We start from the raw sequence: 26782 nt of genomic DNA on the forward strand, positions 1-26782 counted from the left end.
ATGGCCGACGACCCCTTCGTCCTCGGCGGTACGACCTACTCGTCCCGCCTCATCATGGGCACGGGCGGCGCGCCCAGCCTCGACGTCCTGGAACGCTCCCTCGTGGCGTCCGGCACGGAGCTGACGACGGTCGCGATGCGCCGCGTGAACCCTCAGGCGCACGGCTCGGTGCTGTCCGTGCTGGGCAGGCTGGGCATCCGGGTGCTGCCCAACACCGCGGGCTGTTTCACCGCGGGCGAGGCCGTGCTGACCGCCCGCCTCGCGCGCGAGGCGCTCGGCACCGACCTGGTGAAGCTGGAGGTCATCGCCGACGAGCGCACGCTGCTGCCCGACCCGATCGAGTTGCTGGACGCCGCCGAGACCCTGGTCGACGACGGTTTCACGGTGCTGCCGTACACCAACGACGACCCCGTGCTGGCGCGGAAGCTCCAGGACGCCGGCTGCGCCGCGATCATGCCGCTGGGCTCACCGATCGGCTCCGGGCTCGGCATCCGCAACCCGCACAACTTCCAGCTGATCGTGGAGCACGCGCACGTGCCGGTGATCCTGGACGCGGGAGCGGGCACGGCGTCCGACGCGGCCCTCGCCATGGAACTGGGGTGCGCCGGTGTGATGCTCGCCTCAGCCGTGACGCGGGCGCAGGAGCCGGTCCTCATGGCCGAGGGGATGCGGCACGCCGTGGAGGCGGGCCGGCTCGCGTACCGGGCGGGACGCATTCCGCGGCGCCACTTCGCCGAGGCCTCGTCGCCCCGGGAGGGACAGGCGGTCCTCGACCCGGAGAGGCCCGCGTTCTGAGGGTTCGCCTCGGACGTGCGTCGGGCGTCAAGGACCGGGCTCCCGCGCGCCCCGCGCGGTGAGCCCGAGCGCCCCCGCTGACGTCGCGCAACAGTCACAGGTCTGCTGCATTCCGCCCCCCGGTACCCCGTGACGGGCGGCGCTGACAGTGGCGGCCCCTAGACTCGCCTGCGTGGACACGACCCTTCAGGACCCGCTAGTCGGCCAGGTGCTCGACGGCCGCTACCGGATCGACGCGCGGATCGCGGTCGGCGGGATGGCCACGGTCTACCGGGCCCTGGACACCCGCCTCGACCGCGTGCTCGCGCTCAAGGTGATGCATCCGACCCTGGCCGCCGACAGCAGTTTCGTCGAGCGCTTCATCCGCGAGGCCAAGTCGATCGCGCGGCTCTCCCACCCGAACGTGGTGGGGGTCTTCGACCAGGGGACGGACGGTTCGTACGTCTACCTCGCGATGGAGTACGTCGCCGGATGCACCCTGCGTGACGTGCTGCGCGAGCGCGGGGCCCTGCAGCCGCGGGCCGCGCTCGACATCCTGGAGCCGGTGCTCGCCGCGCTGGGCGCCGCGCACCGGGCCGGGTTCGTGCACCGCGACATGAAGCCGGAGAACGTCCTGATAGGGGACGACGGCCGGGTCAAGGTGGCGGACTTCGGGCTCGTGCGAGCCGTGGACACGGTGACGAACACCACGGGCCAGGTCCTCGGCACCGTCTCCTACCTCGCCCCGGAGCAGCTGGAGCACGGCACGGCCGACACCCGTGTCGACGTGTACGCGTGCGGGGTCGTCCTCTACGAGATGCTGACCGGCGGCAAGCCGCACTCCGGGGACTCCCCCGCGCAGGTGCTCTACCAGGCGCTGAACACGGACGTTCCGCCGCCGTCGGCGTCGGTGCCCGGACTGCCGTACGAGCTGGACGAGTTGGTGGCCTCCGCGACCGCCCGCAACCCCGATCTGCGTCCCTACGACGCGGTGGCGCTGCTCGCGCAGACCCGGGACGCGCGGGCCGGGCTGAGCGACGAGCAGTTGGACGCGGTGCCACCGCAGGCGGTCTTCGCGGAGCACTCGGGTGCCGAGCACCGGACGAGCGTGATCCCGCGCTCGCTGTCGGGGCAGCGGCCGTTGCCGGTGAACGAGGACGAGGGGATGAACCGGACGAGCCGGTTCGAGAGCTCTCCGGTGGAGCCCCCGCGGCGCGGCGCCGCCATCGCCCGGCGCGGGCCGCTGGCGATCGTCGTGGCCGTGCTGCTCGTGCTCGGTGTCGGTACGGGCATCTGGTACGTCAACTCGGGCCAGTTCACCGAGGTCCCGGCGGTGCTGAGGCAGTCCGAGGCGGAGGCGACGAAGCGTGTCGAGGCCGCCGGGCTCGAAGTGGACACCGAGCGCGCGTTCAGCGACACCGTCGAACGCGGCAAGGTGATCAGTACCGATCCGAAGCCGAGCGCCCGCATCCGGGACAACGACACGGTGACGCTGACCATCTCCAAGGGCCCGGAGATGGTGAAGGTGCCCGATGTGCAGGGTCGGCAGCTGAACGAGGCGAAGTCCCGACTGGAGGATCAGGGCCTCGAAGCGGGCCGGGTCACACGGGCGTTCAGCGAGGATGTCCCGAGCGGCTCCGTGATCAGTACGGAACCGGGGGCCGGCACCGAGCGCCGCTCCGGGTCGGCCGTCGCGCTGACCGTCAGCAAGGGCGCGCCGGTGGAGGTGCCGGACGTCACGGACTCGTCGGTCCAGGAGGCCAGGGCGGAGCTGGAGGACGCCGGTCTGAAGGTGGAGATCGCCGAGGAGCGGGTCAACTCCGAGCTCGACCGGGGTCAGGTCGCCCGGCAGTCGCCCGGCGCGGGTGAGGAGGCCGCGCAGGGCGACACGATCACCCTGACGATCTCCAAGGGGCCCGAGATGGTCGAGGTCCCGGACGTCGTGGGTGACAACGTGGACGCGGCCAGGCAGGAGCTGGAGGCCGCCGGCTTCCGGGTCGAGGAGGACCGAGGGCTTCTCGGGCTCTTCGGCGACGAGGTCAGGAAGCAGTCGGTCGAGGGCGGGAAGACGGCGCCCAAGGGGTCGACGATCACGATTCAGATCCGCTGACGGTCCCTCCGGGGGCTGGCCGGGGATTCCGGGGTGGGCCGGGGGTTGTTTTCGCCCCCGCCGCCCCTACCCGTCCCATCCTGTCCCTGGGAGCTCCGCCCCCAGGCCCCCGGGGTGAGGGGTGGTTGGGGTGGGTGGGTTGGTGCGGGTGGGTGGGGGCTGGTCGCGCAGTTCCCCGCGCCCCTAAAAGCCGTGCGGTTCCCCGCGCCCCCGAAAGCCAGCTCCTCCCGGCGGAGCCCCGTACCGTGCATGACACCCTGAGAACGTGACCAGCAAGTACCTTCGCAATCCCGTGGGGAGCCATGTCCCCGTGGCCGGTGGGCTGCATTCCGTGGGGCTGACCTACGCTCACGATCTCAAGGCGGAGACCGTGCAGGTGTTCGTGGCCAACCCCCGCGGTTGGGCGACCCCACCGGGCAGTCCGAGGCAGGACGAGGCGTTCCGCGAGACGTGTGACGCCGAGTCGATCCCGGTGTACGTCCACGCGCCCTACCTGATCAACTTCGGTTCGCACACCGAGGCCACGGTCGAGAAGTCGGTGGAGTCGCTGCGCCACTCGCTGCGCAGAGCCCGCGAGATCGGCGCCCTCGGCGTGGTCGTCCACACCGGGAGCGCGACCGGCGGCCGTGAGCGCTCCGTGGCGCTCAAGCAGGTGCGCGAGCAGATGCTGCCCCTGCTCGACGAGCTGACCCACGACGACGACCCGTACCTCCTGCTGGAGTCCACCGCGGGCCAGGGCTCCTCCCTCTGCTCGCGCACCTGGGACTTCGCGCCGTACTTCGAGGCGCTCGACGCCCATCCGAGGCTGGGCGTCTGCCTGGACACCTGCCACGTCTTCGCCGCGGGCCACGACCTGACCGGGCCGACCGGAATGCACCAGACGCTCGACCTGCTGGTGGACAGCGTCGGCGAGGGCCGGCTCAAGCTGATCCACGCCAACGACTCCAAGGACGTCGTCGGCGCCCACAAGGACCGCCACGAGAACATCGGCTCCGGCCACATCGGCGAGGACCCGTTCCGCGCGCTGATGACCCACCCCGCCACCGAGGGCGTCCCGCTGATCATCGAGACACCCGGCGGCAAGGTGGGCCACGCGACGGACGTGGAACGGCTGAAGAAGCTCAGGGAGGGCCAGGTCAGGGAGGGAAGCGAGGCGCCGGGAGGAAACCGAAGCGGCATACCACGTTGAGGAATACCCCTAGGGGGTATACGGTTCCTGTGCAGTGAGAGGAACCGTCACCCGGCATTGGGGGCCACCATGGAGCACGGCACGCACGCGCACCACACCCACGAGGAACACGCGCACGCGCACGCTTCCGGCGCCACCACCTGGGGCACCGCCGCCAAGGCCACCCTCCACTGCCTCACCGGCTGCGCCATCGGCGAGATCCTCGGCATGGTGATCGGTACCGCGTTCGCCTGGCACAACGTGCCGACGATGATCCTCGCGATCGTCCTGGCCTTCGTCTTCGGCTATTCGCTCACGCTGTACGCCGTCACGAGGGCGGGACTGTCACTGAAGGCCGCGATCGGTGTCGCGCTCGCCGCGGACACCGTCTCCATCGCCGTGATGGAGCTGGTCGACAACGGCGTGGTCCTGCTGGTGCCGGGCGCGATGGACGCCCACCTCGCGGACGCCCTCTTCTGGTGGGCGCTCGCCCTGGCCTTCGCGATCGCGTTCCTGGTGACCACACCGGTCAACAAGTGGATGATCGGCCGCGGCAAGGGCCACGCGGTGGTGCACCAGTACCACTGACGCCTCACGGAGCGCCACGGATCAGAGCTCGGGGCCGTCCCCGGGCTCTTCCTGGTACGAGTAGCGCTGCTCCCGCCAGGGATCGCCGAGGTTGTGGTACCCGCGCTCCTCCCAGAAGCCGCGCCGGTCGGCGGTCATGTACTCCACGCCACGGACCCACTTGGGCCCCTTCCAGGCGTACAGCTGCGGCACGACGAGCCGCAGCGGGAAGCCGTGTTCCGCGGTGAGCAGCTCACCGTCCTTGTGGGTGGCGAAGATCGTACGCTCGGAGGCGAAGTCGTCGAGCCGGAGGTTCGAGCTGTAGCCGTACTCCGCCCACACCATGACGTGGGTGACGGCGGGCGCGGGCGGCGCGATCCGAAGGATCGTACGGGCGGGAACGCCGCCCCATTCGGCGCCCAGCATGCTGTATTTGGTGACACAGTGCAGATCGGCCACGACCGTGGCGTAGGGCAGGGCCGTGAACTCCTCGTGCGTCCAGGAGTGCTTCTCACTGTCGGCGGTGGCGCCGAAGACCCGGAAGTCCCAGCGCTCGGAGCGGAACTTGGGAACAGGGCCGTAGTGCGTGACCGGCCAACCGCGCTGAAGCCGCTGACCCGGCGGGAGCTGCGGCTGCTCGGCGCCTCCCGATGCGCGATCTCCGGATTCGCGAGACGAGCGATCTCCAGATTCGCGTTCCACCGGCTGACCCATGACTCCATCCTGACAGACCCCGAGCGGTGGAGATGACCCACCCCACCCCTACCCCGACAAAATGGACTAAGCCTGCCCTTACTTACTAAGCGTGCACTTACTGGACGGGCCTTGACGGCGGTGGAATCATGCGGCGCAACCTGCCAGTCCCCCCGCTTGGAAGGAGCCTCTGCGATGCAGGGCGACCCCGAGGTCATCGAATTCCTCAACGAGCAGCTGACCGCCGAGCTCACCGCGATCAACCAGTACTTCCTGCACGCGAAGATGCAGGAGAACTTCGGCTGGACCAAACTCGCGAAGTACACGCGGGCCGAGTCGTTCGACGAGATGAAGCACGCCGAGGTGCTCACCGACCGGATCCTCTTCCTGGACGGCCTGCCGAACTACCAGCGGCTGTTCCACGTGAGGGTCGGGCAGACGGTCACCGAGATGTTCCAGGCCGACCGGCAGATCGAGGTCGAGGCGATCGACCGCCTCAGGCGCGGCATCGAGGTGATGCGCAACAAGGGCGACGTCACGTCCGCGAACATCTTCGAGTCGATCCTGGCGGACGAGGAACACCACATCGACTACCTCGACACCCAGCTGGAGCTGGTGGAGAAGCTCGGCGAGGCGCTCTACATCGCCCAGCTGATCGAGCAGCCGGAGAGCTAGGAGCAAGAGCCAGGCGCGAGAGCCGCGCGCTGGAGCTAGGCGGCTTCGTCGAGCCCTTCGAGGTCCGACAGCACCGGCCGGCCGCCGTCGACCAGGTCCCGGCGGGGGCATGCCCCTCGGCCGAGGATCGCCTGGATCCGGCGTACGCACGAGCCACAGTCGGTGCCCGCCTTGCAGGCGGACGCTATCTGGCGAGGGGTGCAGGCACCGTTCTCCGCGTGATGCTTGACCTGCTGCTCGGTGACCCCGAAGCAACTGCAGACGTACACGCGGTTCCACCTCCCGCCGGGATAGGTCACTGTCGCCGTCCCGCTTGATCGGTGAGGCTAACCTAACCTTACCCGGCCCGTCCGGGCAGCAAAAGTGGAAGGGGCGCGGATCGTATGTGATCCGCGCCCCACCACATGCCTGGTAACAGGCGAACCGCTTACTGGTCCCTGTACATCTCGGCGACGAGGAACGCCAGGTCGAGCGACTGGCTGCGGTTGAGCCGGGGGTCGCAGGCCGTCTCGTAGCGCTGGTGCAGGTCGTCGACGAAGATCTCGTCGCCGCCGCCCACGCACTCGGTGACGTCGTCACCGGTCAGCTCCACGTGGATGCCGCCCGGGTGGGTGCCGAGGCCCTTGTGGACCTCGAAGAAGCCCTTGACCTCGTCGAGCACGTCGTCGAAGCGACGGGTCTTGTGCCCGGAGGCCGCCTCGAAGGTGTTGCCGTGCATCGGGTCGGTCACCCAGGCCACGGTGGCGCCCGAGGCGGTGACCTTCTCGACCAGCTCGGGCAGCTTGTCGCGGACCTTGTCGGCGCCCATGCGGACGACGAAGGTCAGCCGGCCCGGCTCGCGCTCGGGGTCGAGGCGCTCGATGTACTGCAGCGCCTCCTCGGCCGTCGTCGTCGGGCCGAGCTTGATCCCGATCGGGTTGCGGATCTGCGAGGCGAACTCGATGTGCGCGCCGTCCAGCTGCCGGGTGCGCTCACCGATCCACACCATGTGCGCCGACACGTCGTACAGGTGGCCCGTACGCGAGTCGACCCTGGTCAGCGCCGACTCGTAGTCGAGCAGCAGCGCCTCGTGCGACGAGTAGAACTCGACGGTCTTGAACTCCTCCGGGTCGGCCCCGCAGGCGTGCATGAAGTTCAGCGCGTTGTCGATCTCGCGCGCCAGTTGCTCGTAGCGCTGCCCGGACGGGGACGACTTCACGAAGTCCTGGTTCCAGGCGTGCACCTGGCGCAGGTCGGCGTAGCCGCCGGTGGTGAAGGCGCGCACCAGGTTCAGCGTCGAGGCGGACGCGTGGTACATCCGCTTCAGGCGCTCGGGGTCCGGGACGCGGGCCGCCTCGGTGAAGTCGAAGCCGTTGACGGAGTCGCCCCGGTAGGTCGGGAGCGTCACGCCGTCGCGGGTCTCGGTCGGCTTGGAGCGCGGCTTGGAGTACTGCCCCGCGATCCGGCCGACCTTCACGACCGGCACGGAGGCCGCGTACGTGAGGACGGCGCCCATCTGGAGCAGTGTCTTGAGCTTGTTGCGGATCTGGTCGGCGGACACCGCGTCGAAGGCCTCGGCGCAGTCGCCGCCCTGGAGCAGGAACGCCTCGCCCTTGGCGACGGCTCCCATCCGGGCGCGCAGCTGGTCGCACTCGCCCGCGAAGACGAGCGGCGGATACGACTCGAGGTCCGCGATCACTGCGCGCAGAGCCTCGGTGTCGGGGTACTCGGGCTGCTGCGCCGCGGGCAGGTCTCGCCAGGTGTTGCCAGCGCTCGCGCTGGACTTAGCGTTCACGGTCACGACGTCAACATTACGGGGTCGTGTCCGGCGTCCATCCCCATGCCCATCAAGTGAGACGAACCCCGCTCGATCGAAGCGGGGCTCGTCACATCGGGCAGCGTGGCGGGTCAGTGCAGGTTCATGACCGCCGGGTCGGTGAAGCCGACGGCGAAGACGGTGCGCAGGGACAGGTTCGCCGCTTCGTCGTACTCGTCACAGGCGTTTTTCCTGGTGTCCTCCACGTCGACGGCCGGGAACTCGTACGGGTAGCTCGACCGCAGCGTCGTGCCGGGGCAGAAGTGCTCCGTCAGCCCCCACAGCTCGTCCACCGGGTTCGCGTCGAGCGTCGGCCAGTAGCTCAGGGACTGCGGTGTGCCCACCGCCCAGTTCCCGCTGGCGTTCGGAACGTTGTCGACCGTGACGTTGCACGCCGTCGGGGCCCGGGTGTCTCCCATCCATGTGTGGGAGAAGACGGCGGGCTGGAGGGCGCAGCCCTTGTGGAAGGCGAAGTTCAGCAGCCCCGTGTCGTCGGTCCAGGTCATGCCGCCCTGCAGGCCCACGTAACGGGAGGCCGCGTACGCGTCCTGGATCACGGTCCTGCCACCGGACATGTTGAGCAGACCCGGATAGGTCGAGGCGCTGGTCGGGTTGAGCTGGTAGCGCACCACACGGCCGCCGGCGGCGGTGCCGAACCACTCCCCCGTGACCAGCTTGTACGGGCTGCCGCCGGACTTGTCCAGGGAGAGCCAGGAGTAGCAGAGGGAGTCCGCGTCAGGGGTACCGCCGACGGCGTCCGCGTCGCACGCGCCGGACGGCGGAGGAGACGCCTGCTTGTAGTAGTGGACCTGCGGCAGCACGTACGGGTAGCCGCAGGCGCTGGACCTGCCGCTGCCGTCGATGCCGTAGTTGTTGATGCCGGAGCCGTACGTGTCGACCTTGCCGAGCTTGTTGATGTCGAAGACCCGGATGCCGTTGGAGGTGTCGGTGACATAGATGTAGTTCGCGTACCAGACGATGCCGCCGCCGTGTCCGGTGACGAACTTGAAGTCCGCGCCGCCGTCCGTCGGCTCCGCGAGCAGGACGTGACGGTACTTGCCGGTGTCCCGGTCGATGAAGGTCAGCTTGAGCAGGTTGTTCGTCCGGCACTTGTCGTTGGCCTCGACGGCGCCGGCCGCGTTGGTCTTGAACGTCTTGTAGTGCCAGGCCACCGCCGTGACGTGCTTGCCCTGAATGGCGCCGTCGGCTCCGTCGGCGGTGCCGGTGCCGCTCATGCCCTGCGGCCACCAGCGCGGCGTGGTGTCGTCACCGTGCGCCGAGGACCAGCACCAGGAGACCTTCCTGGTCACCGGCGGCAGCGCCTTCGTCTCGTCGCCGACGCAGGAGCGCATCGTGCGCAGGTTCATCCAGGGGTCGGTCGTCCCGGACGAGTTCTTCGTGTAGTCGGTGGTGACGACATCGGTGAGGTCGGCGTCCGCCAGCTTGCCGTCGAGGGTGGTCGCCGCCGACACGGAACTCGTGTCGGTCATCCTGAACCGGTCGCCGCTGAGCGTCAGCTTCGTCATCGTGGGGTCGTCCGCCGCCGTCGCGGGCTGTCCCGTGAGCCCGGCTAACAGGGCGGCCGTCGCCGCGACGAAGGCCAGGGGGCTCATTCTCCGTATGAGTGACACACTCACCCTTTCGTGTAACTGAAGCAGGCGTGATCATAAGGTGAACCCAGGACGAGTTCACGTGACTTCACGCAGTTCACGTGAGATGTGCGATAGGGTGCGGCGCATGTTCGCGCACTCGACCCGGAACCAGAACTGGTGGTGGACCGCTCACCCGGCGGCCCACTGACTGCGCGTATCAGAAGACATCGCGAAGGCCGCCCGAGGGGCGGCCTTCGGTGTTTCCGCGACCAGGGCCGTCCCCTCTCCGAATGAGAAGGAACAGACCCGTGAACCTGTCCGACCTGCTGGACGATCCCCGCCCCTTCGCCCTGCTGCGCCGCCGCACACCGGGCCACGACCACGACGTGGTGGAACTCCTGATCGGCCCGGTCTCCTCCTGCGAGCGGCTGGCCGACCTCCCCGACGAGGGTCTCGCCCTCATCCCCTTCCGGCAGATCCGCGAGCGCGGCTTCGACGTCCGCAACGACGGCACACCGCTGGCGGTGCTGACGCCCGAGGAGCGGTACGAGATCCCGCTCGCCGACGTCCTGGACGAGCTGCCCACGCACGACGTCCGGGTCGAGGGCGGCGGCTTCGACGTGGCGGACGAGGAGTACGCCGGGATCGTCGGGCGGGTGCTGCGCGAGGAGATCGGGCGGGGCGAGGGCGCGAACTTCGTGATCCGGCGGACGTACGAGGGTGAGATCCCGGGATTCGGGCGCGCCGACGCCCTGGCGCTCTTCCGCCGGCTGCTGGAGGGCGAGCGGGGCGCTTACTGGACGTTCGTCGTGCACACCGGTGAGCGCACGCTGGTCGGGGCGAGCCCCGAAGTGCACGTCCGGATGGCCGGCGGGACCGTCGTCATGAACCCGATCAGCGGGACGTACCGCTACCCGGCCGAGGGGCCGACGCCGGAGCACCTGCTGGACTTCCTCGCCGACGGCAAGGAGATCGAGGAGCTCTCGATGGTCGTCGACGAGGAGCTCAAGATGATGTGCACGGTCGGCGACATGGGCGGGGTGGTGGTCGGGCCGCGGCTGAAGGAGATGGCCCACCTCGCCCACACCGAGTACGAGTTGCGGGGGCGGTCGTCCCTGGATGTGCGGGACGTGTTGCGGGAGACGATGTTCGCGGCGACCGTCACGGGTTCGCCCGTGCAGAACGCGTGCCGGGTCATCGAACGGCATGAGGTGGGTGGGCGCGGGTACTACGCGGGGGCGCTGGCGCTGATCGGCCGGGATGCCGGCGGGACGCAGACGCTGGACTCGCCGATTCTCATCCGGACCGCCGACATCGACACGGCGGGACGTCTGAGGGTGCCCGTGGGCGCCACCCTCGTCCGCGGCTCGGATCCGCGGAGCGAGGTCGCCGAGACGCACGCGAAGGCGGCGGGTGTGCTGGCCGCGCTGGGTGTACGGCCCGGTCGGCCCCGTCAGGAGCGGGTGCGGCCGCGGCTGTCGGACGATCCCCGGGTGCGGGCGGCGCTCGACGGGCGGCGGGCCTCGCTGGCGCCGTTCTGGCTGCGGATGCAGGAGCGGTCCGACGTCCTTCAGGGGCACGCTCTCGTCGTCGACGGCGAGGACACCTTCACCGCGATGCTCGGGCATGTCCTGCGGTCGTCCGGGCTGGAGGTGACGGTACGGCGGTACGACGAGCCGGGGCTGCGGGAGGTTGTGCTCGCGCACGAGGGGCCGGTGGTGCTGGGGCCCGGGCCGGGGGACCCCTCCGACATGGGCGACCCCAAGATGCGGTTCCTGCGGGGGCTGGCGGCCGATGTCGTGCGGGGGCACCGGCATGGTGTCCTCGGGGTCTGCCTCGGTCATGAGCTGATCGCGGCGGAGCTGGGGCTGGAGATCGTGCGGAAGGCGGTTCCGTACCAGGGGGCCCAGACGGAGATCGATCTGTTCGGGCGGCTGGAGACGGTCGGTTTCTACAACAGCTTCGTGGCGTACTGCGACGACGAGACGGCGGAGGAACTGGGGGCGCACCAGATGGAGGTCAGCCGTGCCGCGAACGGGGAGGTGCACGCGTTGCGGGGGCCCGGGTTCGCCGGTGTTCAGTTCCATCCCGAGTCGGTGCTGACGCTGAACGGTGCGTTGGTGGTACGGGAGTTGATCGCCCCCGCCGCCCTTACCCGTCCCCTCCCCGGGGGCTGCCGCCCCCAGACCCCCGAATCGGCCTGAACGGCCTCGTCCTCAAACGCCGGACGAGCTGAAAAATCAGCCCCTCCGGCGTTTGAGGAGCGGGGCCCGGGGCGGAGCCCGGCGGGGTCAGCCGAAGAAGACGCCCACCTCCTCGTACAGCTTCGGGTCGACCGTCTTCAGCCTGGCCGTGGCGTCGGCGATGGGTACACGGACGATGTCGGTGCCGCGCAGGGCGACCATCTTGCCGAAGTCCCCGTCACGGACGGCCTCGATGGCGTGCAGCCCGAACCGGGTGGCGAGCCACCGGTCGAAGGCGCTGGGGGTGCCGCCCCGCTGGACGTGGCCGAGCACCGTCGTACGCGCCTCCTTGCCCGTACGCCTCTCGATCTCCTTGGCCAGCCACTCCCCGACGCCGGAGAGACGGACATGCCCGAAGGAGTCGAGGGACCCGTCCTTCAGAACCATGTCACCGTCCTTCGGCATGGCCCCTTCCGCCACGACCACGATCGGCGCGTACGACGCCCGGAAGCGCGAGGTCACCCAGGCGCAGACCTGGTCGACGTCGAAGCGCTGCTCGGGGATGAGGATGACGTTCGCGCCCCCCGCCAGCCCCGAGTGCAGCGCGATCCAGCCGGCGTGACGGCCCATGACCTCCACCACCAGAACCCTCATGTGCGACTCGGCGGTGGTGTGGAGGCGGTCGATCGCCTCCGTGGCGATGCCGACCGCGGTGTCGAAACCGAAGGTGTAGTCCGTGGCCGAGAGGTCGTTGTCGATCGTCTTCGGGACGCCGACCACGGGGACGCCGTACTCGTCCGTGAGGCGCGCGGCCACCCCCAGGGTGTCCTCGCCGCCGATCGCGATGAGCGCCTCGACCTCCTGCTTCGCGAGGTTCTCCTTGATCCTGCGGATACCGTCCTCCTGCTTGAGGGGGTTGGTCCGCGAGGAACCGAGGATGGTGCCGCCGCGCGGCAGGATGCCGCGCACCGCGGGGATGTCCAGCCGCACGGTGTCGTTCTCCAGCGGACCCCGCCATCCGTCCCGGAAGCCGACGAAGTCATAGCCGTACTCCTGCACGCCCTTGCGGACGATGCCCCGGATGACGGCGTTGAGCCCGGGGCAGTCGCCGCCTCCGGTCAGTACTCCGACCCGCATGGAAATGTCCCTTCGCCATACGCTGCCTGATCGCTGATCGCCATACGCGTGCCTGACGTGCGTCGCGGACGCGCCGCACCTGACATCAGCCACGCTAATAGTGATCCAGGTCACTTCGGCATGGGGCGGAAGGTCAATTCCGGTGAATTGTGGGTGAGTTGATCAAGTTGGAGTCACTCGTCCGGGTGTATCGCCCTGTTTACGCCCCGTCGAGGCCCCGTTCTATGGCATAGCGGACCAGCTCCACGCGATTGTGCAACTGCAGCTTGCCGAGGGTGTTCTGCACGTGGTTCTGGACCGTGCGGTGCGAGATGACCAGGCGTTCCGCGATCTGCTTGTAGCTCAGGCCCTTGGCGACCAGTCGGAGCACCTCGGTCTCGCGGTCGGTGAGCTGCGGCGCCCTGGGCCTGTCGGCGTCCGCTCCGGCGGACAGGACCGGATCCGGTTCGGAGGCGAGTCGGCGGTACTCACCGAGGACCAGGCCCGCGAGCCCCGGCGTGAACACCGGGTCGCCGACGGCCGTACGGCGCACGGCGTCGATCAGCTCCTCGGTGGAGGCCGATTTGAGGAGGTAGCCGGTCGCCCCCGACTTCACGGCCTCCAGCACGTCCGCGTGCTCACCGCTGGCCGACAGGACGAGGACCCGCAGCGCCGGGTTCGCGCCCACCAGTTCCTTGCACACCTGCACCCCGGGCTTGGCCGGCAGGTTCAGGTCCAGGACGAGGACGTCGGGCGCGGCGGCCTGGGCGCGGCGTACCGCCTGCTCGCCGTCGCCCGCCGTGGCCACCACGTCGAAGCCGGACTCGGCCAGGTCACGGGCGACGGCGTCGCGCCACATGGGGTGGTCGTCGACCACCATGACCTTGATCGAGCCCTGCTGAGACCGCTCCTCGGGCACACCGGGCTCCTGTATGTCCCTGCTCTCCGTCACCGCTTCTCCGCCTTCCCCCGTGCGTTCTTCGTGCCCTTCGTGTCCTTCGGCCCCTGTGGGGCCTTGGGTACCTTCAGTTCGACCTCCGTGCCCTGCCCCGGGACCGAGACCAGGTCGGCCGTGCCGCCGATGTCGCGCAGCCGGCCCCTGATGGACAGGGCGACACCGAGCCGCCCCTCGCCCTCGGCCTGGGCGAGCCGGCCCTCGGGGATGCCCGGACCGTCGTCCCGTACGGTCACGATCACCTCGTCCGGCTCGTCCTCCACGAGGATCCAGGCACGGGCGCTCTCTCCGGCGTGCCTGCGGACATTGTCCAGGGCCGCGCCGGCGGCCGCGGCCAGCTCGCGCGCGGTGAGCGGGGCGAGCCGCACGGGGGCGCCGGGTTCGGAGAGGGTGACCTTGGAGCCGGCGTAGGGGGCGAGGAGGGTGCGCAGATCGACCAGGGGCGTCTCCCCGTCCGGCGCGCTCGGGTCGTCCGCGCCGTCCGGTTCCTCCACCATCCGTACGACCGCTCCCTCGGCCGCGTCCTCCGAGACGCGCGAGACCGGGACGAGCCCGCCGGAGACCAGGGTGCGCAGGGCGACCTCCTGCTCGCCCGCCATCCGGCCCAGTTCGGCCGCCTCGCCGCCGAGCGCGGTGCCGCGCCGCTGCACCATGGCGAGGACCTGGAGCACGCTGTCGTGGATGTCGCGGGCCAGCCGCTCCCGCTCACGGGTCGCGGCCTCGATCTCCAGGGCGCGGGCCAGGGTCCGCTCGGAGGCCCGGGCGACCTCGACGACGTAGCCGATGGCGATGGAGGCGACCCAGACGAGCACCACGTTGTGGATGGTGTCGCGGGTCGGGGCGCCGCGCTCGACGATGTTGACGGCGGCCACGAGCGTGGAGGCGAAGGCCGCCCAGCGCCAGCCGCCCTTGATCGCGAAGGCCAGGACGGCGCCCGCCGTCCATATCGACGGCAGTGTGGGGCCGCCGGCCTCGATCCGCTCGGGTGCGTCGGCGACGCGGGTGAGCAGGATGCCGGCGAGCGCGATGGTGAGGTCGGCGGCGAGGAAACGCTTGGTGCAGTTGGCCGCGTTCGCGACCCTGGGGAGGGTGGCCAGGGTCCACACGACGAGCACCGTGTAGTAGGCGACGGCCACCCAGGGGCGCTCGAACTTGTCGTTCGCGCTGACGTAGAGGCCGATCGCGTACAGCATGGTCAGGATGCGGTAGCCGGTCAGGGCACGCCACAGCGGCTGCTCGACCGACATCCTCATGACTCTCTCGCGTCTGGGCATGTCCCCCCTATTTTTCGGTCGTTCGCCTCCGGGGCGCTCACGCCCCTCGGCTCACTCGCCCACCCCACCCCTGACGCGAGCGTCTGTCCAGGAGACGGACCGCTGCTAGGAGTCGGACCGCTGCTCCCGCTCCGCCTGTTCCTTCTCGGCCTGTTCCTTCTCGGCCTGGTCTTTCTCGGCCTGGTCCTTCTCGGCCTTGGCCAGTGCCGCCTTCGCCGCCTTGTCGGCCTGCTTCTCCGCCTTCGCCGCCTCGGCGATCTGCCGCTTGGCGGCGGTCGCGTAGACGTCGACGTACTCCTGGCCGGAGAGCTTCATGATTTCGTACATGACCTCGTCGGTCACCGCGCGAAGCACGAAACGGTCGTGCTCCATGCCCTGGTACCGGCGGAAGTCCAGGGGCTTGCCGATGCGGATGCCCGGCCGCATCAACTTGGGCATGACCTTCCCCGGCGGCTGGATCTTCTCCGTGTCGATCATGGCGACCGGGATGACGGGCGCGCCGGTGGCGAGCGCCACGCGGGCGAGGCCGCCGGGCTTGCCCCGGTAGAGGCGGCCGTCGGGCGAGCGGGTGCCCTCCGGGTAGATGCCGAACAGCTCACCGCGCTCCAGGACCTCGATACCGCTCCTGATCGCCGCCTCACCCGCGCCGCGCGCGCCGGAGCGGTCCACCGGGAGCTGGCCCACGCCCTTGAAGAAGGCGGCCGTCAGCCGGCCCTTCACCCCGGGCGTGGTGAAGTACTCGGCCTTCGCGATGAAGGTGACCTTGCGGTCGAGGACCGCGGGCAGGAAGAAGGAGTCCGAGAAGGACAGGTGGTTGCTCGCCAGGATCGCGGGGCCCTCGGCGGGAACGTTCTCCAGACCTTCCACCCAGGGCCTGAAGGCGACCTTCAGCGGACCCCCAACAGCGACCTTCATCGCGCCGTACAACAACCGAGTGCCTCCTGTATCCGTAGATCAGACTTTAACCCGGAGCGCCGTCAAAAGCCCCCGCGGGCCCTCCGGTCCGAGTGGCCGAAGGGCCTGGTCGGTGTCAGTGCCGTCGCGTACGGTGAAGTACACCTCGAAGCCCGCCAACCTCAGACCTTCTCGTTGTTCGCGTCGTTCTCGCTGTTCTCGCTGTTCTCGTTGTTCTTTCGTTGATCCCGGTCCTTACCTCACCGAACAGGAGACCGACGTGCCGGTCCTTCCTGGAGCCGAGCCGTACCGCCACGAGGGCGGGGAGGTCGGCGTCCTCCTCTGCCACGGCTTCACCGGTTCCCCGCAGTCGCTGCGCCCCTGGGCGGAGTACCTCGCCGAGCGCGGTCTGACCGTCGCCCTGCCGCTCCTGCCCGGCCACGGCACGCGCTGGGAGGACATGCAGCTCACCGGCTGGCAGGACTGGTACGCGGAGGTGGACCGCGAGCTGCGCGCCCTGCGCCGGCGCTGCGCCCGGGTGTTCGTGTTCGGCCTGTCCATGGGCGGCGCGCTCACCCTGCGGCTGGCCGCGAAGCACGGGGACGACGTCTCGGGCATCGTGGTCGTCAACCCGGCGAACAAGGTGCACGGCCTGTCCGCGTACGCCCTTCCCATGCTCCGCCACGTCGTACGGACGACGAAGGGGCTGACCAGCGACATAAAGAAGGAGGGCGGTGTCGAGGTCGGGTACGACCGGGTCCCGCTGCACGCGGCGCACTCCCTGCGGAACTTCTTCCGGCTCGTCGACGTCGAACTCCCCCAGGTGACCCAGCCGATGTTGCTGCTGCGCAGCCCCGAGGACCACGTGGTGCCGCCGGCCGACTCCGCGCGCGTCCTCAGCCGGGTGTCGTCCAGGGACGTCACGGAGATCCTGCTGGAACAGAGCTACCACGTCGCGACGTTGGACAATGACGCGGAGCGGATCTTCGAGGAGAGCTACGCGTTCATCGCACGGCTCGCGCCCGGGGCCGGCGAGGACACGACCGGAGCGGGACAGGTGGGCACACAGGAAGGGACGGCCACTGGTGGCTGAGCACGACTCCGAGCGCGAGCCGGAGGAGACGGGCGTATCCCCCGGCGAGTCGGGCGAGGAGCAGCACGTGCCGTTCGACGAGGACGCCGCGTGGCGGGCGATCGTCGCCGGGTACGGCGAGGAGCCCCCGGATCCGCCCGGTGCCCGGCCGTTCCGCTCGGTGGAGGACCTGGCGCTGCCGGAGCCCGAGCCGGACGACGCCACGGACGAGCCGGCCCCCAAGCCTCCCGAGAAGCCGTTCGACAAGCCCTCCGGCCCAAGCTCGGAAAAGGGCTTGGACAAGGACTCCGACGACGGCTCGGACAAGGGTTCCGGCAAGGCCGGGGACCAGTCCTCCGACGAGGCCGGTCCCTCCGCCACCAAGCCGCTGGGCAGCTCCATCGCGTTCGCACCCGGCGTCGGCGGCGGCCCGCGTGACTACCGGGCGCCGGAGCCGAGCGAGGACGACTTCGGCGAGGACGACGAGGGCCACTTCGTACCGCCCGAGCCGCCCCCGCTGCCCGCGGCCGACGCGACGGCCAAGTTCGCCTGGCTCGCGGTGATCGGCGGGCCCGTCCTGCTGCTGCTCGCCGTCCTGCTCGGCTGGGACATGACGTGGTGGCTGGCCACCGTCGGTATCGGCGGCTTCCTCGGCGGCTTCGCCACGCTGGTGATGCGCATGAAGGGCGACGACGAGGACGACGACGATCCGGGGCGCGGCGCGGTCGTCTGACCTGGGCCGGGGACGAAGCGCGACGAAGCTAGCTCGCGGGCACTTTGAGGGCGGCCAGGACCGGCAGATGGTCCGTGGCCGCCCTCAGGTCGTTCTCCGTGACTCCGGGATGGCCGACGGGTACTCCGCAGCCCAGCACCCCGATGCCGCGCGTGGCGAGGATCGCGTCGATGCGCCGGCGGGGGTCGGTGGGGGTGAAGGTGTCCTCGGCGCCCCAGGGGGCGGTGGCCCAGCAGTCCTGGAGGTCGGCGGCGAGGCGCTTGAAGGTGCGGCCGTCCGGGCGTTCGTTGAGGTCGCCGCCCGCGATCGCGTGCTCCACGCCCATCCCGGCGAGCCGGTCCAGGAGCATGCCTCCCTGCTCGTACCGCTCGTCCTTCCGCAGACTCAGGTGACAGCTCAGGACGCCCAGCCGGGCGCCCCCGAACCGTACGACCGCCGTCGCGAAGCCGCGCCGGTGCAGGCCAGGGGTGAGGGGCAGGAGTACGTCCTCGGTGCGCTCGACCGTCGCCCGCAGGGAACACAGCAGCGCGGGGCCGGAGGCGGTGGCGCCGCCCGAGAGGGTGACGAGGCCCGAGGCCGCGGCCAGCCGGGCGAGTTTCTTGCGCCAGCGGAAGAAGCGGGGGGCTTCCTGGATGAGGACCACGTCGGGGGCGCAGGCGGTGATGACGCGGGCCAGTGCTTCGGTGTCGTCTCGCATCGAGCGGATGTTGTAGCTGAGGACGCGGATGACGGCGGAACCGTCGGGCTCGGTACGGGAGTCGGGCAGCAGCGCCATGTGGATCAATGTACGCCCAAGAGCTCGGGGCGCGAGGTTGATGTGCGACCGCCCGCTCGTCGTGGCTTGTCGCGCAGTTCCCCGCGCCCCTTAAGAACGTGCGGTCACCACACCTCGAAAAGTGGCCCTCACATGGTCGGGTCCGGCTGGCGGGCCAGGTCCGCCGCGCCCACCAGGCCCGCTTCGTTGCCGAGCTGGGCGGCGATCACGTCGGCCACCGGGCGCCAGTTGCCGCCCACCAGCCAGCGCTTGTACGACTTGCGGATCGGGTCGAGGACCAGCTCGCCCTCGTCGGAGAGGCCGCCGCCGACGATGAAGGCGGAGGGGTCGAAGAGGGAGGCGAGGTCGGCGAGGCCGGCGCCGGCCCAGCGTGCGAGCTCACGGTAGGAGTCGACGGCCACGGGGTCGCCCTGCCGGGCCGCCACGGAGATGTGCTTGCCCTCGATGCCCTCGGGGGTGCCGTCGCCCAGAGCGAGCAGGATCTCGGCGTTCTCGGGGGTCGCGTTGGCGCGCTGCTTGGCGTATCTGACGAGGGCGCGCCCCGAGGCGTACTGCTCCCAGCAGCCCTGCGAGCCGCAGCCGCACAGCAGGCCGTCCGGGACCATACGGATGTGGCCGAACTCGGCGGCCACGCCGAAGTGCCCGCGGCGCAGCTTGTTGCCGATGATGATGCCGCCACCGAGGCCGGTGCCGAGCGTGATGCAGATGACGTTGCGGTGGCCCTTGCCGGCGCCGAACCTGTACTCGCCCCACGCCGCCGCGTTCGCGTCGTTCTCCACGACGACCGGCAGGTGGACGCGTGCCTCGACCTTCTCCTTCAGCGGCTCCTGGCGCCAGTCGATGTTGGGGGCGAAGTAGACCGTGGACCGCTGGCGGTTGACGTATCCGGCGGCACCGATGCCCACGCCGACGATCTCGTGTCCGGCGCGGGCGCCCTCGACGGCGGCGGCGATCGCGTCCACGATTGTCTCGGGCGTGCCCGGAGTCGGCACCTTGTGGGTCGAGAGGATGTTGCCTTCCTCGTCGACCACACCGGCCGCGATCTTCGTGCCGCCGATGTCGACGCCGATGGTGAGTCCCATGAATCCCTCAGTTTCGGTCGAGCCCCGCTACGGCCAACCGTACCCGAGGCCCTGCCGTCAGACCCTCGTCGTCCACCGGGCGGACGGGCGGGCGAGAACCCCACGGCAGGGCCCCGAGAAGGGAATGCGTCAGTCCAGGTCGATGCGTTCGCCGGGTCCGGGGTCCTCGCCCTTGTCCCGGCGGTCGGTCTCGGGGCTGGTCCAGCGCCGCTCCTGGCCCTCCACCGCGGAGCGGTACGCGGCGAGCAGCTCGGAGCCGGCGGCGGACAGGTGGTCGAAGACGTCGGGATTGCGCTCGATGACGGGTTCGACGGCGGCCTTCGCCTGCCGGACGGCCTGGTTCAGCATCTGCTGGGCCGCCCCGCCGGCGACGGCGCCGAACAGCGGTGACTGGATGCCGGACAGCTTGTCGGCGACGGCGTCGACCAGCTTGCGCAGTTCCTCGGCGGCCGCGCCCGGGGGCGGACCGTACTGGGCGCGGCGGCGGGCCTTCTCCGCGGCGAGGTCCTCCTCGCACGCCGTCGACCACGCGTCCGGGTCCGTGACGTGCACGTCCTCGACCGCCTCGTCCTGAGCCTCCTGTCGAGCGGCGTCGGACGTGGGGCGCTCTTCGCTCATGGCGGACTCCTGCCTACGGTTCGTACCTTCGACGTTACCCGAACGGGGGTACGGCGTTCACCGCCCCTCGGGCCACAGTTCCGGGTCGGGAGTGAACCGGATCCCGAGCTCCCCCTCGCGCAGGGACGCGCCGTCCACCGTGCAGCGGCGCAGCGCGGACGGGAGCTGGAGGATACGGCGGAACTGCCCGGCCGTGACGACGAGTTCGTCCCCCCGGCGGATGAGGTCCAGCTCGTCGCGTATCGCGCCGGGCAGGGGGATGTGCCAGACGAAGACCCTGTCGCCGTCGTCGGCGGGCCGCTCGGTGACGGGCCACTCGACCGGGGAGGGGTTCGGGTCGACTCCGGGCGCGCCGAGTGCGGCGAGGTCGTCGGCGCCGCGGGGGTCGCTGCCGAGATGGGCGACCTCGTGGACGCCCTGCCGGCCGCCGTACGCGTCCCGCCAGTCCTCCAGGGCCTTGCGCTGCTGGGCGACCATGCCGGCGAGCCAGGTGTCGTGCGTGTGGTGGGGCAGGACGCGGTTGGCGACGAGCACGTCGGCGCGCAGGCCGCGCAGGGCGAGGCCGACGGTGGCGGTGCGCACGTGGTCGGTGCCGCTGGGGCCCGGTTCGGCGACCAGCAGCGCGGTCGTGGACCGCTCCTCGAGGACCGACTGCACGGCGGCCAGCTCGATGTCCCAGCGGGCGGCCGTGTCGTAGAGCCACTCGGCGGGCATCGGCACGCCCGCGAGGCGGCCGAGCACGGGGCGCAGGGCGCGGGCGGCCTGGCGCTCCGGGGGCAGCAGGCGGCGCAGGTAGCGGCGGAGTTCCTCGGGGAGGCCGAGCAGCGCGAGTGCCTGCGGGCTCGGGGGCAGGTCGACGACGAGCAGGTCGTACGCCTCGGAGAGCGCAGCGTCCCGCAGGGCGCGCAGGAGGGCGAGCTCCTCGGCGCCGGGCAGTGGGGTGAGTTCCTCGGCGTCGAGGCGGGAGGCGCCGAGGAGGTCCAGTACCGAGGTGGCGCGCTCCTGGAAGGAGACCAGGTCCTCGCGGAAGTCCTCCGCCGCGTCCGGCCGCCACGCGGTGAGCCCGGGGGCCGCCTGCACCGGGTCGGCGCCCGTGGGGACGCCGAGTATCGCGCCGAGGGTGTCGGTGCGGTCGGCGCTGAGGACGAGGGTGCGGGTGCCCTCGCGGGCGGCGTTCAGGGCGGTGGCCGCGGCGATGGTGGTTCGACCGGTGCCGCCCTGGCCGGTGATCAGGATGGTGCGCATAGGAGTGCACCGTACCCTCCGGGAGGTGGGCAAGTGCGTCTCATCTGCCCCGTTGGGGGCGGTGGGCGGGTGCGGGTTTGTCGGGGCTGGTCGCGCAGTTCCCCGCGCCCCTTTCGGGGGCGCGCCCGGCGGCCTTCGGGGAACCTGTCGCGCCCACGCGGCGGAGCCGCACATCGACACAGCCCCGCGCCCCTTCCAGGGGCGCGCCTCCCCTACCCGAGGGGGCTACTTGCCGCCCGACTCCACCCTCTTCTTCAGGCCCGCCAGGGCACGGTCGATGATGACCTTCTCCGCCTTGCGCTTGATCATGCCGAGCATGGGGATCTTGACGTCGACCGTGAGCTGGTAGGTCACCTCGGTCGCGCCGGTGCCCGCCGGCTTGAGGAGGTAGGAGCCGTCGAGGGAGCGGAGCATCTGGGACTTGACCAGGGTCCAGGAGACCTCGTGGTCGCCGGTCCAGGTGTAGCCGAGGACCTGGTCGTCCTTGATGGCGCCCGCGTCCATGACGAGACGGACCTGCTCGGCGCGGCCCTGGTCGTCGGTCTTGAGGACCTCCGCCTCCTTCACCTCACCCGTCCAGTCCGGGTACCGGGCGAAGTCGGCGATCACGCCCATGACGTCGGCCGGGGCCGCCTCGATCGTGATGCTCGAACTGGTGTGTTCAGCCATCGCCGTGGCTCCTCCAGATGCGGTCCGGTGAGGGAGGGTGGTACGTACGCCTGTGCAGCGTGAAGGCTACCGCGCGACCGCCCGACCCTCGCCACCCGACCTGGGGTTCACCACTGAAGCGCCCACGGCTTCCCGCTCCCGGCGAAGTGGCCGACGTTCACGCACTCGGTCGTTCCGATCCGCATCCGCCGCACCAGGGGCTGGTGGACGTGCCCGAAGAGCGAGTAGCGGGGGCGGGTGCGGTGGATCGCGTCCAGCAGGGCCCGGCTGCCCCGCTCGAAGCGGCGCGCCACCGTGTCGTACACCAGTTCCGGCACTTCCGGAGGGATGTGGGTGCACAGCACGTCCACCTCGCCGACGGCCTCGATCTTCGCCGCGTACTCCTCGTCGCTGATCTCGTACGGCGTACGCATGGGGGTGCGCAGGCCGCCGCCCACGAAGCCGAAGGTCCAGCCGCCGATCTCCACGCGCTCGCCGTCCAGCACCGTCGTGCCGGGTCCCGCGTACTCCGGCCACAGGGTCGGCATGTCGACATTGCCGTAGGTGGCGTACGTCGGGGTGGGGAACGCGGCGAAGAGCTCGGCGTACTGCTTGCGTATCGCCTTCTCGATCACGGCGGCCCGGTCCGAGCCGATCCCGGCCCAGAGCCGGGCGCCGAGCTCGCGGGCCTCCTCGAAGCGGCGGGCCGTGCGCAGTTCGACGAGCCGGTCGGCGTTCTCGGGGCCGAACAGATCGGGGAAGATCCCGCGCGAGTGGTCGGCATAGTCGAGGAAGAGCACCAGGTCACCGAGGCAGATCAGGGCGTCGGCACCCTCGCCCGCCCGGGCCAGGTCCGTCGCGTTGCCGTGCACGTCGCTGACCACGTGGATGCGTGTCCTGCCGCTGCCGCCTGGTGTGGGTGCCATGGTGATCAAGCGTAGGGGCGTGGCGCAAACGTGAACAGAGGTGGCCGGACCTGTGGTTACTGGCCAGTTGCGAATTCCGTGGACTACTGTGCGCGAAGGAAAGCCCATGACGTGTGACGGAGAAAACATCTCGTCCGGCCCCCTGTCGTAGAAGGCATACCGACGGGTAACGTCCGGGCAGTCCAGTTGTGCTCGGGATTTCAACAAGTGAATCTGAGAGCACTGCCCGAGTCCTGGACCGGCCGTCGCAGCACACGGAGTCGGGCGCCGGCGCCCTATGAGGAGCAGCAGTCTTGCGCGAGTTCAGCCTTCCGGCTTTGTACGAGGTCCCCACGGACGGCAATCTCACCGACATCGTCCGGAGAAACGCCGCGCAGCAGCCCGAAGTCGCCGTGATCGCCCGCAAGGTGGGAGACACCTGGCAGGACGTCACGGCCGCCGCCTTCCTGGCCGAGGTGCGGGCCGCCGCGAAGGGGCTCATCGCCTCGGGCGTCCAGCCGGGCGACCGGGTCGCGCTGATGTCCCGTACGCGCTACGAGTGGACCCTGTTCGACTTCGCCATCTGGTCCGCGGGCGCGGTCACCGTGCCGGTGTACGAGACCAGCTCGCCGGAGCAGGTGCAGTGGATCCTCAGCGACTCGGGCGCGACCGCGTGCGTCGTGGAGCTGGACAACCACACGGCGGCCGTGGAGTCGGTGCGCGACAGGCTGCCGGCCCTCAAGCACGTCTGGCAGATCGAGGCCGGAGCCGTCGAGGAACTGAGCCGTGCCGGCCGGGACGTCACCGACGCGGTGGTCGAGGAGCGCAGCTCGATCGCCAAGGCCGACGACCCGGCGACCATCGTCTACACGTCGGGCACGACCGGCCGCCCCAAGGGCTGCGTGCTCACCCACCGCAGCTTCTTCGCCGAGTGCGGGAACATCGTGGAGCGGCTGCGGCCGCTGTTCCGTACCGGCGAGTGCTCGGTGCTGCTCTTCCTGCCGCTCGCACACGTCTTCGGGAGACTGGTGCAGATCGCGCCGATGATGGCGCCGATCAAGCTGGGTACCGTCCCGGACATCAAGAACCTCACCGACGAGCTGGCCTCGTTCCGGCCCACGCTGATCCTCGGTGTGCCGCGCGTCTTCGAGAAGGTCTACAACTCGGCGCGCGCCAAGGCGCAGGCGGACGGCAAGGGCAAGATCTTCGACAAGGCGGCGGACACGGCCATCGCGTACAGCAAGGCCCTGGACACCCCGTCCGGTCCGTCGCTCGGGCTGAAGGCCAAGCACAAGGCGTTCGACGTGCTCGTCTACAGCAAGCTGCGGGCCGTGCTCGGCGGCAAGGGCGAGTACGCCATCTCCGGCGGCGCCCCGCTGGGCGAGCGCCTCGGTCACTTCTTCCGCGGCATCGGGTTCACGGTGCTGGAGGGCTACGGCCTGACCGAGTCCTGCGCGGCCACCGCGTTCAACCCCTGGGACCGGCAGAAGATCGGCACGGTCGGTCAGCCGCTGCCGGGTTCGGTGATCCGCATCGCCGACGACGGCGAGGTGCTGCTGCACGGCGAGCACCTGTTCAAGGAGTACTGGAACAACCCGGGCGCGACCGAGGAGGCGCTGGCCGACGGCTGGTTCCACACCGGTGACATCGGCACCCTCGACGAGGACGGCTACCTGAGGATCACCGGCCGCAAGAAGGAGATCATCGTCACCGCGGGCGGCAAGAACGTCGCCCCGGCCGTGATCGAGGACCGCATCCGCGCGCACGCGCTGGTCGCGGAGTGCATGGTGGTGGGCGACGGGCGGCCGTTCGTGGGCGCGCTGGTCACCATCGACGACGAGTTCCTCACCCGCTGGGCCACCGAGCACGGCAAGCCGACGGGCTCCACCGCGACGTCGCTGGCCGGGGACGCGGACCTGAACGCGGCGATCCAGGCCGCGATCGACGACGGCAACGCCGCGGTGTCGAAGGCGGAATCGGTGCGGAAGTTCCGCATTCTGTCCTCCCAGTTCACCGAGGACTCGGGCCATCTCACGCCGTCGCTGAAGCTCAAGCGCAACGTGGTGGCGAAGGACTTCGCGGACGAGATCGAGGCGATCTACCGGGGCTGAACCCCCGCTCGACCGGTCCTCGCTCGACCGGTCCTCGTTCGACCGGTCACCACTCGACCGGTCACCACTCGACCGGCCCTCATGGCGCGGTGTCCTCCGCCAGGACCCGCGCCATCGTCCGTTCCGCGAGCGCGGTGATCGTCACGAACGGGTTGACCCCGATGGACCCGGGCACCAGCGAGCCGTCCGTGACGTACAGCTTCGCGTACCCCTTCACGCGCCCGTAGCCGTCCGTCGCCCTCCCCAGCACGCAGCCGCCCAGCGGGTGGTACGTGAAGTCGTCGGCGAAGATCTTGCTGGACGAGCCGAACAGGTCGTAGCGGTAGATCGTGGAGTTGGCCGAGTTGATCCGGTCGAAGAGCTTCTTGGCCATGGAGACGGACACCGCGCTCTGGGCGGCGCTCCAGCCGAGCTTCGCCGAGTCGGTCGCGGAGTCGTACGTGAACGAGGCCCGCTCCGGGTTCTTGGTGATCGCCAGGTAGAGGCTCACCCAGTGTTCGAGGCCCGTGGGCAGCGGGGCGATCTCGGCGAAGACCGGGTTGGCGGTGTTCGACCAGTCGTCGATGCCCATGACGGGCATCGTGGACTGGTTGGCGCCGACGGTGTCCCAGAGGTGGTTGGCGCGGCCGAGCATCACGTTGCCGTTCGGGCCCCAGCCGCTGCCGACGCTCGCGTCGAGGGCGGGCAGGGTGCCCTTCGCCCGCGCCCGGACGAGGAGTTCGGTGGTGCCGACGCTGCCGGCGCCGAGGAAGAGGTAGGTGCAGCCGTACTCCTTGGTCTCGACGACCCTGCCGGTGTCGTCGATGCGGTCGACGGTCACGACGTACGTCCCGTCGCCCGCTCTTCGTATCCCTCTGGCCCGCTCCATGGTGTGGATCGTGACGTTGCCGGTGCCGAGCGCCGAGGCGAGGTACGTCTTGTCGAGGCTGCGCTTGCCGTGGTTGTTGCCGTAGATCACCTCGGCCCCGAGCGCGGACTTGGTGGCGGTGCCGGCGGCCTCGCGCTGCATGTAGGCGAAGTCGTAGACGCTCGGGACGAAGGTGGTCTTCAGGCCGGCGTTCTCCGCGTGCTTGCGGGAGACCCGGGTGAAGCGGTACCACTCCGTGGACTCGAACCAGTCGGGGTCGACCGTGTTGACGCCGAGCATGGAGCGGGCGCGCGGGAAGTACGTGCCGTACATCTCGTTCGCGTCGACGGTGGGGAACTGCTCGGCGAAGTACGACTTCAGTGGTGTGACGGCCATGCTGCCGTTGACCAGCGAACCTCCCCCGACGCCGCGTCCCACGTACACGGACATGTCGGCGAAGCGGACGCGGTCCAGGACGCCGGGGTAGGGGCTGATGTCCCGGTTGACGAGGTCCAGCCACAGGAAGGTGGCCAGCGGCGCCTCGGTGCGGCTCCGGAACCACATGGATCTCTTGTCGGGCGCGTTGGTGGGACAGAACACCTTCCCGTCGGGGCCGGCGGTGTCCCAGAGCCGGCCCATCTCGATGACGAGGGTGCGGATGCCGGCCTGGCCGAGGCGCAGGGCGGCCACGGCGGCGCCGTAGCCGGAACCGATCACGAGGGCGGGCGCGTTGTCGACGGCCTCGGGCTCCACGGCCTGCGCGGACGCCAGGGAGACCCGGGTGAGGCCGAGCGCGGCGGCCGTCTGCAGGGCGGCGAGACCGAGGACGCGGCGGCGCGAGAGGTGCGGGCGCGAGAGGTGACGATGCGTCAAATTCTCTGTCATGCGCACAGAATGCGCGGGCGCCCGTATGATTACCAGAGATGCTCGATATCCCTTTTGCCCCTCTG

General features: G+C 70.3%; 25 protein-coding genes. 10 read left to right on the forward strand and 15 right to left on the reverse strand.

Annotation, left to right across the window (positions count from 1 at the left end; translation table 11 throughout):
• From AB0959_RS24555 to AB0959_RS24570, 4 genes are all read left to right on the forward strand, one after another.
• The gene (locus tag AB0959_RS24555) at positions 1-795 is read left to right on the forward strand and encodes a thiazole synthase (protein ID WP_366828655.1); all 795 of its coding nucleotides are present in this window, start codon (positions 1-3) and stop codon (positions 793-795) included.
• Positions 796-967: 172 nt separating this feature from the next.
• On the forward strand, positions 968-2884 hold the full coding sequence (gene pknB, locus AB0959_RS24560; protein ID WP_366828656.1) for a Stk1 family PASTA domain-containing Ser/Thr kinase: 1917 nt from the start codon (positions 968-970) through the stop codon (positions 2882-2884).
• A 265-nt stretch (positions 2885-3149) separates the two neighbouring features.
• Positions 3150-4073, forward strand: coding sequence for a deoxyribonuclease IV (locus AB0959_RS24565; RefSeq protein ID WP_366828657.1), 924 nt, complete (start codon positions 3150-3152; stop codon positions 4071-4073).
• A gap of 69 nt (positions 4074-4142) precedes the next feature.
• Positions 4143-4640 (forward strand): DUF4396 domain-containing protein, encoded by a 498-nt coding sequence (locus AB0959_RS24570; RefSeq protein ID WP_366828658.1) that lies wholly within the window; start codon positions 4143-4145, stop codon positions 4638-4640.
• A gap of 21 nt (positions 4641-4661) precedes the next feature.
• On the opposite strand, the gene AB0959_RS24575 is transcribed toward AB0959_RS24570, so the two are convergent.
• A complete protein-coding gene (locus tag AB0959_RS24575) occupies positions 4662-5333 on the reverse strand; it encodes a sulfite oxidase-like oxidoreductase (RefSeq protein ID WP_366828659.1) in 672 nt (223 codons plus the stop codon).
• A gap of 174 nt (positions 5334-5507) precedes the next feature.
• On the opposite strand from AB0959_RS24575, the gene bfr reads away from it, so the two are divergent.
• The gene (gene bfr / locus AB0959_RS24580) at positions 5508-5987 is read left to right on the forward strand and encodes a bacterioferritin (RefSeq protein WP_366828660.1); all 480 of its coding nucleotides are present in this window, start codon (positions 5508-5510) and stop codon (positions 5985-5987) included.
• Positions 5988-6022: 35 nt separating this feature from the next.
• On the opposite strand, the gene AB0959_RS24585 is transcribed toward bfr, so the two are convergent.
• From AB0959_RS24585 to AB0959_RS24595, 3 genes are all read right to left on the reverse strand, one after another.
• Positions 6023-6256, reverse strand: coding sequence for a (2Fe-2S)-binding protein (locus tag AB0959_RS24585; RefSeq protein ID WP_366828661.1), 234 nt, complete (start codon positions 6254-6256; stop codon positions 6023-6025).
• 158 nt (positions 6257-6414) lie between these two features.
• Positions 6415-7767: a class II 3-deoxy-7-phosphoheptulonate synthase gene (locus AB0959_RS24590; protein WP_366828662.1), complete on the reverse strand. Its 1353-nt coding sequence runs from the start codon at positions 7765-7767 to the stop codon at positions 6415-6417.
• A gap of 107 nt (positions 7768-7874) precedes the next feature.
• Positions 7875-9395: a hypothetical protein gene (locus AB0959_RS24595; RefSeq protein ID WP_366828663.1), complete on the reverse strand. Its 1521-nt coding sequence runs from the start codon at positions 9393-9395 to the stop codon at positions 7875-7877.
• 124 nt (positions 9396-9519) lie between these two features.
• Here AB0959_RS24595 and AB0959_RS24600 point away from each other — a divergent pair, with 124 nt between their 5' ends.
• Together AB0959_RS24600 and AB0959_RS24605 are read left to right on the forward strand one after the other, a co-directional pair.
• Positions 9520-9582: a trp operon leader peptide gene (locus tag AB0959_RS24600; RefSeq protein WP_366828741.1), complete on the forward strand. Its 63-nt coding sequence runs from the start codon at positions 9520-9522 to the stop codon at positions 9580-9582.
• A gap of 100 nt (positions 9583-9682) precedes the next feature.
• Complete coding sequence (locus AB0959_RS24605) at positions 9683-11578, forward strand: anthranilate synthase family protein (protein ID WP_366828664.1); 1896 nt, start codon at positions 9683-9685, stop codon at positions 11576-11578.
• Between the two features lie 87 nt (positions 11579-11665).
• Here AB0959_RS24605 and AB0959_RS24610 read toward each other — a convergent pair whose 3' ends face one another.
• The 4 genes from AB0959_RS24610 to AB0959_RS24625 form a co-directional block, all read right to left on the reverse strand.
• Positions 11666-12694 carry a 6-phosphofructokinase gene (locus AB0959_RS24610; RefSeq protein ID WP_366828665.1) on the reverse strand — a complete coding sequence of 343 codons (1029 nt, stop codon included), beginning with the start codon at positions 12692-12694 and terminating at the stop codon, positions 11666-11668.
• Positions 12695-12893: 199 nt separating this feature from the next.
• Positions 12894-13553, reverse strand: a complete 660-nt coding sequence (locus AB0959_RS24615; protein ID WP_366828743.1) for a response regulator transcription factor — start codon at positions 13551-13553, stop codon at positions 12894-12896.
• 68 nt (positions 13554-13621) lie between these two features.
• On the reverse strand, positions 13622-14902 hold the full coding sequence (locus tag AB0959_RS24620) for a DUF5931 domain-containing protein (protein ID WP_366828666.1): 1281 nt from the start codon (positions 14900-14902) through the stop codon (positions 13622-13624).
• A gap of 105 nt (positions 14903-15007) precedes the next feature.
• Positions 15008-15817 carry a lysophospholipid acyltransferase family protein gene (locus tag AB0959_RS24625; protein WP_366828668.1) on the reverse strand — a complete coding sequence of 270 codons (810 nt, stop codon included), beginning with the start codon at positions 15815-15817 and terminating at the stop codon, positions 15008-15010.
• Between the two features lie 259 nt (positions 15818-16076).
• On the opposite strand from AB0959_RS24625, the gene AB0959_RS24630 reads away from it, so the two are divergent.
• Together AB0959_RS24630 and AB0959_RS24635 are read left to right on the forward strand one after the other, a co-directional pair.
• The gene (locus AB0959_RS24630) at positions 16077-16889 is read left to right on the forward strand and encodes an alpha/beta fold hydrolase (protein WP_366828669.1); all 813 of its coding nucleotides are present in this window, start codon (positions 16077-16079) and stop codon (positions 16887-16889) included.
• The gene (locus AB0959_RS24635) at positions 16882-17601 is read left to right on the forward strand and encodes a hypothetical protein (RefSeq protein WP_366828671.1); all 720 of its coding nucleotides are present in this window, start codon (positions 16882-16884) and stop codon (positions 17599-17601) included. The genes AB0959_RS24630 and AB0959_RS24635 overlap by 8 nt, the downstream gene beginning before the upstream one ends.
• A 28-nt stretch (positions 17602-17629) precedes the next feature.
• On the opposite strand, the gene AB0959_RS24640 is transcribed toward AB0959_RS24635, so the two are convergent.
• The 6 genes from AB0959_RS24640 to AB0959_RS24665 all read right to left on the reverse strand — a co-directional run bounded on the left by AB0959_RS24640 (position 17630) and on the right by AB0959_RS24665 (position 22853).
• On the reverse strand, positions 17630-18376 hold the full coding sequence (locus AB0959_RS24640) for an endonuclease/exonuclease/phosphatase family protein (protein ID WP_366828672.1): 747 nt from the start codon (positions 18374-18376) through the stop codon (positions 17630-17632).
• Positions 18377-18504: 128 nt separating this feature from the next.
• Positions 18505-19458 carry an ROK family glucokinase gene (locus AB0959_RS24645; RefSeq protein ID WP_366828673.1) on the reverse strand — a complete coding sequence of 318 codons (954 nt, stop codon included), beginning with the start codon at positions 19456-19458 and terminating at the stop codon, positions 18505-18507.
• A 129-nt stretch (positions 19459-19587) separates the two neighbouring features.
• Positions 19588-20076, reverse strand: coding sequence for a DUF5304 domain-containing protein (locus AB0959_RS24650; protein ID WP_366828674.1), 489 nt, complete (start codon positions 20074-20076; stop codon positions 19588-19590).
• A 57-nt stretch (positions 20077-20133) separates the two neighbouring features.
• Positions 20134-21321 (reverse strand): ArsA-related P-loop ATPase, encoded by a 1188-nt coding sequence (locus tag AB0959_RS24655; protein ID WP_366828675.1) that lies wholly within the window; start codon positions 21319-21321, stop codon positions 20134-20136.
• A 225-nt stretch (positions 21322-21546) separates the two neighbouring features.
• Positions 21547-21990 carry an SRPBCC family protein gene (locus AB0959_RS24660; protein ID WP_366828676.1) on the reverse strand — a complete coding sequence of 148 codons (444 nt, stop codon included), beginning with the start codon at positions 21988-21990 and terminating at the stop codon, positions 21547-21549.
• 107 nt (positions 21991-22097) lie between these two features.
• Positions 22098-22853, reverse strand: a complete 756-nt coding sequence (locus AB0959_RS24665; RefSeq protein ID WP_366828745.1) for a metallophosphoesterase — start codon at positions 22851-22853, stop codon at positions 22098-22100.
• 335 nt (positions 22854-23188) lie between these two features.
• Here AB0959_RS24665 and AB0959_RS24670 point away from each other — a divergent pair, with 335 nt between their 5' ends.
• Positions 23189-24985 (forward strand): AMP-binding protein, encoded by a 1797-nt coding sequence (locus tag AB0959_RS24670; protein ID WP_366828677.1) that lies wholly within the window; start codon positions 23189-23191, stop codon positions 24983-24985.
• A 79-nt stretch (positions 24986-25064) separates the two neighbouring features.
• Here the strand turns inward: AB0959_RS24670 and AB0959_RS24675 are convergent, their stop codons facing one another.
• Positions 25065-26717, reverse strand: coding sequence for a GMC oxidoreductase (locus AB0959_RS24675; RefSeq protein WP_366828678.1), 1653 nt, complete (start codon positions 26715-26717; stop codon positions 25065-25067).
• Positions 26718-26782: the final 65 nt, after the last annotated feature.

The sequence above is a fragment of the Streptomyces sp. NPDC046862 genome (assembly GCF_040704615.1).
In the GTDB taxonomy this organism is placed as follows: Bacteria; Actinomycetota; Actinomycetes; order Streptomycetales; family Streptomycetaceae; genus Streptomyces.